5 protein-coding genes and 1 pseudogene are annotated in these 8,123 nt (G+C 69.5%); 3 read left to right on the top strand and 3 right to left on the bottom strand.

Annotation, left to right across the window (positions count from 1 at the left end; all coding sequences use genetic code 11):
* The 3 genes and pseudogenes from AC5RUF_RS16040 to AC5RUF_RS16050 all read left to right on the top strand — a co-directional run.
* A pseudogene (locus AC5RUF_RS16040) lies at nucleotides 1–486 on the top strand (hypothetical protein); the annotation flags it as partial.
* A gap of 91 nt (nucleotides 487–577) precedes the next feature.
* Nucleotides 578–1,357, top strand: a complete 780-nt coding sequence (locus AC5RUF_RS16045) for a hypothetical protein (RefSeq protein WP_493998689.1) — start codon at nucleotides 578–580, stop codon at nucleotides 1,355–1,357.
* Nucleotides 1,358–2,563 (top strand): RDD family protein, encoded by a 1,206-nt coding sequence (locus AC5RUF_RS16050; RefSeq protein ID WP_494131256.1) that lies wholly within the window; start codon nucleotides 1,358–1,360, stop codon nucleotides 2,561–2,563.
* Between the two features lie 46 nt (nucleotides 2,564–2,609).
* Here AC5RUF_RS16050 and AC5RUF_RS16055 read toward each other — a convergent pair whose 3' ends face one another.
* The 3 genes from AC5RUF_RS16055 to eccCa are packed head-to-tail and all read right to left on the bottom strand — an operon-like array spanning nucleotide 2,610 to nucleotide 8,063.
* Nucleotides 2,610–3,635, bottom strand: coding sequence for a DUF6177 family protein (locus AC5RUF_RS16055; protein WP_494131257.1), 1,026 nt, complete (start codon nucleotides 3,633–3,635; stop codon nucleotides 2,610–2,612).
* Nucleotides 3,628–4,053 carry a hypothetical protein gene (locus AC5RUF_RS16060; protein WP_494131258.1) on the bottom strand — a complete coding sequence of 142 codons (426 nt, stop codon included), beginning with the start codon at nucleotides 4,051–4,053 and terminating at the stop codon, nucleotides 3,628–3,630. Before AC5RUF_RS16060 ends, AC5RUF_RS16055 begins: the two co-directional genes overlap by 8 nt.
* Nucleotides 4,050–8,063 carry a type VII secretion protein EccCa gene (gene eccCa / locus AC5RUF_RS16065; protein WP_493997413.1) on the bottom strand — a complete coding sequence of 1,338 codons (4,014 nt, stop codon included), beginning with the start codon at nucleotides 8,061–8,063 and terminating at the stop codon, nucleotides 4,050–4,052. The genes AC5RUF_RS16060 and eccCa overlap by 4 nt, the downstream gene beginning before the upstream one ends.
* Between the last annotated feature and the right edge of the window lie 60 nt (nucleotides 8,064–8,123).

An 8,123-nucleotide genomic window follows, 5' to 3' on the forward strand; every position in this document is an offset into this window, starting at 1 on the left:
CCGCGGGCCGCGCCGGGCACGGCGGCACAGCCCCAGCCGCTGCGGTGGCCGGAGGCGCCCAAACGGAGCCGGAGCAAGGCGTTGCGTATCTCCGCCGTAGCAGCCGCAGCTGCGGCTGTGGGCATCGTGGCCGCAGCACTGCTGCTGCCGGATACCGCGCCCAAGAGCGCACTGCCCACGCCGTCCAAATCGGCGCGGGATGCCCTGGCAGCGAACGAAGGCACGGTGTCGCCGCCGGAATCGCTTTCCGCTGCCGTATCGGACGGAGCAGTGGTCTTCACCTGGGAAAACCCCGCGCCGCAGGCCGGGGATATCTACCTCTGGCGGACCGTCAGCGCCACGGCCAAGGGTGAACTGGTCCGGACCTCCGAGGCACAGGCCCAGGTTCCGCCGTCGGGAGGGGGAGCGCAGGTTTGCATCGAGGTGCAGGTGGCACGGGACAACGGCAAATCGTCGGCGCCCGTGCCCTTCTGCGCGCCGCAGTGAGAACAGGTGCTTGCGCATGGACAATGAGGGACGGAACGGAACCATGGGGGAACCGTCCGGACAGCCGGGCAACCGGATGAGGGGGAACACTGTGGGGGAGCTTGCCATAGAGTATTGCGGCGAATGGTATGAGCCGGCGGACACGGCGGTATTCTGCATTGGCCGGGAGGGTGATCTGGCGATTGATGACAACCCCTACCTGCACCGCAAGTTCCTCAGCGTGGCCAAGGACAACGGCATCTGGTGGCTCACGAACATCGGCAGCCGCATCTCCGCCACCATTGCCGACTCCGGCGGCGGCATGCAGGCCTGGCTTGCCCCCGGTGCCCGGATGCCGGTGGTCTTCGAACAGACCCGGGTGATCTTCAGCGCCGGTTCCACCACATACGAGTTTGACGTGCATCTCAAGACGCCCACGTTCCGGCAGGATCCGCTCAGCGTGGGCGACGGCGGCGAAACCACCATCGGCCCGGTACTCTTCACCGAAACCCAAAAAGCGGTGATGGTGGCCCTGGCCGAGCCGCTGCTCCGGCGGGACGGCACCGGCTACAGCGCACTGCCGACCTCCGCCGAGGCAGCCCGCCGGTTGGGGTGGTCACAAACCCGCTTCAACCGGAAACTGGACAATGTCTGCGACAAGCTGGCGCGTGTGGGTGTTGCCGGGTTGCGCGGCGAGGAGGGGAAGCCGGCGTCGAACCGGCGTGCCCGCCTGGTGGAACACGCCGTGACGTCCCAACTGGTCACGTCGGCGGATCTGCCCCTGTTGGACCAGCTCGCCGAACGTGAAGAACCGGTAACCGGGCGGCAGGCTCCCGTCCCCGCCGTCTCCGGTATGCACGGACCGGCACGCAGAATGACAAGGAACATCTAGATGGCGCCATGCACGAATCTCGTTAACGCCACAGCGGTACAGCGGCTCGGAGCGAAGCTGCTCGACGCGCTCCCCACCGTGGCGCTGCTGGTCGCCGCGCCGGCGTTGTTTTCGCTGGCGCTGCCCGGTGACGAGGCAGTGACTGCAGGGTTCGCTACCGGTGGAGCGCTGGCCGGGGCCTATGCGCTGTGGATGTGGATCTGGGAAGCGGGATCCGGCAAAACGCCTGGAAACCTGGCTTTGGGCATCCGCACCACCGGGGAGGACGGGCAGGCACCGGGAATGCTCCCGGTCCTGCTGCGCAACGTGCTGCTGGGCCTGTCCGGCGTCACGGTTGCCGGACCGGTGCTGATGCTGGTCTCCAACGTGTGGGACCGGAACAGCCAGCGCCAGGGCTGGCATGACAAGGTGGCCGGCACCTTGGTGGTCGACGTACGGGCAGGGCGGAACCCGCTGCTCACCGGCGGACTGCGCGCATCCGGGCAGGCCGCACTGGGTGTCCCGGGTCAGGCGCCGTCCGGCCTGAGGGATCGCACGCACCGGGCGGGCGGCCCCGGGGGCGCCGCGTCCACGCCTGCCGGGCCGCTCCCCGCGGGGCCGGCCGGACAGGGGCCGCTGACCTCCGTTCCAGGCTTTTCCGCGCCGGCCCAGCCGGGTCCCGGCCCGTTCGCGCCGGCCCAGCCGGGTCGGGGCCCGTTCCACGCGGCCCCATTCCAGACGGCCCCTGCGGCTCCGGCGGTTCGAAGCATGCCGTTCCAATCCGTGCCCGTGCCTGCACAGCCGGTGGTGCCTGTTGCCGCGCCCGTGCCGGCCCCGCCGGGTGTCCATCCGGACGAGGAACTGGAAATGACCCGTGTGGCCCGGCGGCGCCGGGCGGACGGGGTCCGGATCCGCTTTGACGACGGCGCCTCCGCCGTGATTACCGGGACGGCCCTGCTGGGGCGCAATCCGTCTCCGAAACCGCAGGAAACGGCCGACCAGCTGCTCGACTTCGCCGATATGGGCCGGTCCGTCTCCAAGACGCACCTGCACCTGCAGGCCGATCCAAACGGCATCTGGGTGACGGACCGCAATTCCACCAACGGCAGCGCCGTGGTGACACCCGAGGGCCTGCGCGAGGAACTGGAACCGGCCCGCCCGGTGCTGGCTCCGGCCGGCAGCACGGTGTTTTTCGGCGACCGCAGTTTCACCGTCGCGCCGGCCTAGGGCCGCGCCGGCCTAAGTCCGTACCCGGCGGCAGCCGCAACCGCCGTTAGCGTCCCGACAGCCCGTCGGCTTCCGCCGCACCCAGGGCAGCGGCAAGGCTGGCGTACGCCTCCACCGGGTGCATCCCGCCGGCCTCCGGTTCGTCCGGGTATTCCATCACCAGGGACTGGAATGCCGCTGCACCGGTGAGCCGCGCTCCGGGCCCGGCTGCGGCCAGAGCCTGCTGCGGCCCGGCACCGGCAAGCGCTTCCGGGCCAAAGACTGCGCAGCGCGGTACCACCAGGCCGGTGAACCTGGCCGGGCGGTTCAGGTTGAGGTAGCCGACGCCTTGGCCGAGTACCGCCATCCGTGCACGCGCCCGGTGGACCCCCTCCGCAAAGCGTGCCAGCTGCTCCGGATTGGCCGGGTCCTGGCTGGAAGCCAGCAGCTCGATGGTTTCCAGGACACCCCGGGATGTGCGTTCCACCGTCATGACTCCAACGGAACCGGCGGCAGCCGGGGGGTCGGCGGCCTGGTCCGCGGCGTGCCCCACCACCTCGAGCCGGGTGGTTTCGGGGGAGCGGTCGTAACAGAAGGCCGACGCAGCGTCCGCATCCCAGGGCTCGCTCACGGGTTCGCAGACACCCCACCCGCGCGGCGGCAGGCCGGTGACCGCGGCAAAGACCTGTTCGGTGAAGCTGCCGGCACGGGTCCGGTAGGAGGCCGGATGTAATGTGGCGGCCCGCACGTGGAGGTACCCGCTCTGCTGGGGTTCGACGGCCAGGAAGTCCTGCGCCAGGGTATCCCGGGGCGTAAGGGAAACATCCGACCAGTCATACTCGCGTCCAGTCATCCCGTTGTAGAGGGAGCCGTCGGAGCCCGTGACCAGCCAGTCACCGCCGGTGCTGCCCAGCAGTTCCGAGAGGGGCAGGGTGATCCGGGTGCTGCCCGGGGTGAGCAGGACAAAGCCCAGGCCGGCTGCTGCCGCCGCGCTGTGGGCCCGCAGCACCCAGGGGGTCAGTGCCGCCACGGGCTTGTCCTGGAACAGGACGGCGCTGGACCCGAGGACCAGGTCGAAGGCAGGTTCAGTCATTGCCGGCCTCCCCAAACGGTGCAATTACTACTCCGGTGCACAGAGCTGCCAGAGCGTGGCACAGCCGGTCCGCCAATTCTCCGGATCCGGGCTGCGGGCCCAGGGCGTGAATGTCCTGCCACCACAGCGGATCCTCCGGGCGGCCGCTGCCGCCGGGCGCGAACAGGGCAGGCACCACCGCGGAAGCCGGTGCGCTGACCGGCGCGCCTGCCAGCAGGCGGAGGGCTTCCTCCGGCACCTGAATCCGTCGGGGCAGTTCCAGTGCGAGCAGCACCGTATCGGCGTCGTCCACGATTTCGAGAAGCGTGTTCTCCGCTGCCTGGCGGAGGGTAAGGCCGGGTAACGCTGCGACCAGGGCGTCTATGATCCTGGGCTGGGTGGGTTCCAGCAGCCCGATGACGGTCCAGTCCTGGCTCATGGCCGGGCTGCTTCCGCCAGCGCCTCATCTGCCGTTTCGTTCCAGAACAGCTGCAGGGTCTGTACCGGACGGCCGGGCTGGACCAGCTGCGCCCGTCCCGGCGGGAGGGCCCGGGCACGGACGCCGTTGATGAGCGTTCCTTCGCCGCGGTCGCCGGAGAGGATCAGCGCCGCGGCGCCGGAATCGCGCAGGGCGGTGAAGAAGGACTCGTACATGCCCCGGCTGGCGCCGCGTACCCGGCGGGACAGTACGCCGTGCAGGCCGATTTCCGGTGCCAGCGGCAGGAACGGGGTCAGCCGGCTCAGCGGGGAGGACCCGCCGGCGGTGAGCACATCGTAGTCGTCGATGACCAGGACCACCCGGGGCAGTGCTGCCACTTCCTCGGGCGTGGCGTTGACCCGCTTCTGCAGCTCTGCGGCCACGGCGGCGGCCAGCTGTTCGGCCAGCGCGGCACTGGTGGCATAGCCGCCCAGATAGGCATCGGGCACCTCGTCGGCCAGGGTCCGTCGCGGGTCGAACACGGCGAACACAATGTCGTCGGCGTCGTGCTGTGCCACGAGCCGCCGGATCACGGAACGCATGACGTTGGTCTTGCCGGCGCCGTCGTCGCCCATCACCACCAGGTGCCGTTCCTTGTTGTGCAGGTCCAGCAGTTCGGTGCCCAGGTCTGTTTCGCGCTGACCCAGCGGCACCGTGGCCGGCGCGGCGGGGGTGGGGGCGACGGCGGCGTCCACGACGGCGGGGAGCACACGCACCTGCATGGCACGCTCGTCAGTGGAGGCGGAGACGGCCTCCACCAGGTCACGCATGCCGGCAATGGCGGTGTCCTGGTCGGGATTGGAATCGATACGCGGCAGGGCGAAATGTCCCTGCAGCTTCCGGTCCGTCATGGCGCGGCCGGGGGTGCCCGGGCTGACCGATTCGGCCAGTTTGCGCCCGTGGGCGGATTCCCCGGGGTCGGAGAGCCGCAGTTCCACGCGGTTCCCGAAGAAGCTCTGCTGGGCTATGCGGATCTCATTCATCCGGGAACAGGTCACCACCACATGGATGCCGTACCCGCCGCCGCGGCCGATCAGGGCGTGGACGGACTTTTCGATTTCCTCGAATTCGTCCGAGAGCTGCCCGTAGCCGTCCAGCACCATCACAATGTCGGCGCTGGGGAGCTCGGGGATGCTGCCCTGGGCGCAGAGGCGGCGCAGGGTGGGCAGCGAGTCAATCTGGTACTTCTCGAAGATCCGTTCGCGCTGCGAGAGCATGGCGAGGATTTCATCCACTGTCCGGCGGACCACTTCGCGGTTGGTGCGCACGGCCACACCGCCCACGTGCGGCAGTCCTTCGAGGGGAACCAGGCCGCTGCCGAGCAGGTCCACGGCGTAGATGCCTACTTCGGCGGGGCTGTGGGTCAGGGAGAGGCTGGCGACGATGGTCCGCAGGGCGGTGCTCTTGCCGGTCTGCGGGCCGCCGACAATTGCGGCGTTTCCGCCGTTGGCGGTGAGGTCGAGTTCCCAGATGCCCTGCCACTGCTTCGCCGGGTCATCCAACAGCCCCACGGGGATCTTCAGTCCGCCGCCTGTGGCCAGCCGGATGCCCTGGCTGGTGACGTCCAGGCCGCCCGCGGCCGTATCCAGGGCAATGCCGCCGGGGAGCGGGGGGAGCCAGATGGGCGCAACGGCGCGCGGGAACTTCGCCAGCGTGTCCATCAGGGTGGAAAGCACGGTGGGGCCGGTAGTCCGCTTGGACCCGGCGGTGGACGCCGGCTTGGCGGCATCGGCCCGCTGCACGGCGGCGTCTTCGAGTGTGGCGGCGTAGCGGGGCACCGTCAGGACCGCGGGTTGCCCGGCGTCGTTGGTCTCCGGCTCGTCCTCTTCCTCGACTTCCAGGGGACCGGAGACGTAGCCGGCCTTGAACCGGGTGTAGGTGGTGGTATCCACCTTCAGGTAACCGAATCCGGGCACCGGCGGAAGGTGGAAGGCATCGGGGGTGTCCAGGACGGTGCGGGACTCCGCTTCGGACAGGGTGCGCAGTCCGATGCGGTAGGACAGGTAGGTGTCCAGGCCGCGCAGCTTGCCGCCCTCGATCCGCTGGCTGGAGAGCAGCAGGTGGACGCCGATGGAGCGGCCGATCCGGCCGATGGACAGGAACAGCTCAATGAAGTCCGGGCGGGCGGTGAGCAGCTCACCGAACTCGTCGATGATCACCACCAGGTGGGGCAGCGGTGCCAGGTCCTTGCCCTGCGCAAGCAGCTCCTGCCGGTGCAGCTGGTAGTCGGTGATGTTGGCCAGGTTGCCCGCATCCTTCAGTACTTCCTGGCGTCGTTGGATCTCGCCGGAGAGGCTGGCGTAGACGCGCTCGATGAGGCTGACGTCGTCGGAAAGGTTGGTGATGACACCGGTGACCTGGGGTGCGTTGGCGAACGGGGCAAAGGTTGCGCCGCCCTTGTAGTCCACCAGTACCATCGCCAGGACGTCGGGGGAGTGGGTGGCCAGCAGGCCCACCACCAGGCTGCGCAGCATTTCGGACTTGCCCGAACCGGTGGCACCCACGCACAGACCGTGCGGACCGTGCCCGAACTGGGCCGATTCCTTCAAATCCAGCAGTGCCGGCCGGCCCCGGTCATCGGGACCGAGCGGAACCCGCAGGAAATCCACCTCGCCCCGCGGCTTCCACAGCCGGCGGATGTCCGCCTCGTCCAGGCGCGGGGACAGGCCCAGCATCTCCAGGAATCCTTCGGAGCTCTCCGCGGAGTCGTGTTCCAGCGAATCCGGCGAGAGCCGCAGCGGGGCCAGGGTCCGGGCCAGCGCGTCCGCGAGCGGCACGGGAAGCTCGTCCAGGGTGCCGGCTTCCACCACCGGTTCCACGGGATCCCCGCGGTAGTTCTCCACGCGGAAACCGGTGCCGTCCTCACTGATGCGGATGGCCACCTCGCCGGGTTCCTGCTTGCGCTCCTGCACAAGGAAAAGCGTGGTGATGCCCAAGGCTCCGGGGGAGGCCTGCTTGTCGGGGACGGCCAGCTCCACCGGCAGTTCGCCGTAGGAGTCGGCCACCACCAGCAGGCGGGGCAGCGCGGTTCCGACGCCGCCGCGCAGGAAGTTCTTCCGCGATTCCGCGGCCAGCGTTGAGCGTCCGTGCAGGTCCGCCCCCAGCAGGTCGGAGAGGGCATCCATGGACGGGGCCAGCCGCCGAACGGGGCCGGTGCGGTGCGTGGATTTCTGGTCGGCAAGGTGCGGCAGCCAGGTGGCCCACTCCCAGTTCCCGCGTTCCTCCTCCGGCACGGCCAGGGCCAGGTGGAGGTCTTCGGGCGAGTGGAACGCGGCGCCCTGGACCAGCAGCAGCCGGGCGACCCGGAGTACGAAGTCCCGCGAACCCACAATGCTGACATTGCCGGCGCAGTCCAGCGGAACGGTGAGCGGCAGTTCGGGACTGGACTCGTAGCGCCGTTTCAGGATTTCCAGTTCGGTGGTCATGAAGGTGTCGCCCTGGGCCACGGCCGAGCCGGAGTTCATGATCTGCACTTCGCGGTTCTGCCGCGGACCGCTGCCGATCCGTACGTCCAGGAAATCCTCGTTGTGGCGCCGCCGTTCCCAGACCCGCCGGGTGTTGCGCACAATGTCGAACAGCGCCTCGGGCGGGGGACTGGCCACCCGGGCGACCTTCGCCGCGGTGTGCTCTTCGGAACGCAGCGTGGTGCGGCAGCGCTCCAGGTATTCGAGGTAGTTCTCCCGCTGGTCCTTCCGCTGCTTCCCCTGCTTGCCCCGCTGGCTCACCATCATGATCACGGATGCCAGGATGGTCACGATCATCATCAGGGCCCCCACCGCCGCCAGGGGCGAACCGCGGAAAAGCATCATCACGGTCATCGACACGCCGGCGCCCAGCAGCGGGACCAGCGACATCATGTTCATGCCGCCCTTGCCCTGCTCCATCTGCGGCGGGGCGTCCATGGTGAAGGGGTCCAGCCCGCGTGCCGGTGCCGTGGTCCGGGCCGGGCGGTGGATGATTTTCACGCTCATGCGGATGCCCTCGCCAGGACCCCGGCCGCCAGGGCGGCGGCCTCCAGGCGGGTGCGGCGG

The sequence above is a fragment of the Arthrobacter sp. Y3224198 genome, assembly GCF_059090025.1.

Coding starts and splice junctions, on each gene's coding strand:
- AC5RUF_RS16050 (WP_494131256.1), top strand. CDS start 1,358: ATGGCGCCATGCACGAATCTCGTTAACGCCACAGCGGTACAGCGGCTC.
- AC5RUF_RS16055 (WP_494131257.1), bottom strand. CDS start 3,635: ATGACTGAACCTGCCTTCGACCTGGTCCTCGGGTCCAGCGCCGTCCTG.
- AC5RUF_RS16060 (WP_494131258.1), bottom strand. CDS start 4,053: ATGAGCCAGGACTGGACCGTCATCGGGCTGCTGGAACCCACCCAGCCC.
- eccCa (WP_493997413.1), bottom strand. CDS start 8,063: ATGAGCGTGAAAATCATCCACCGCCCGGCCCGGACCACGGCACCGGCA.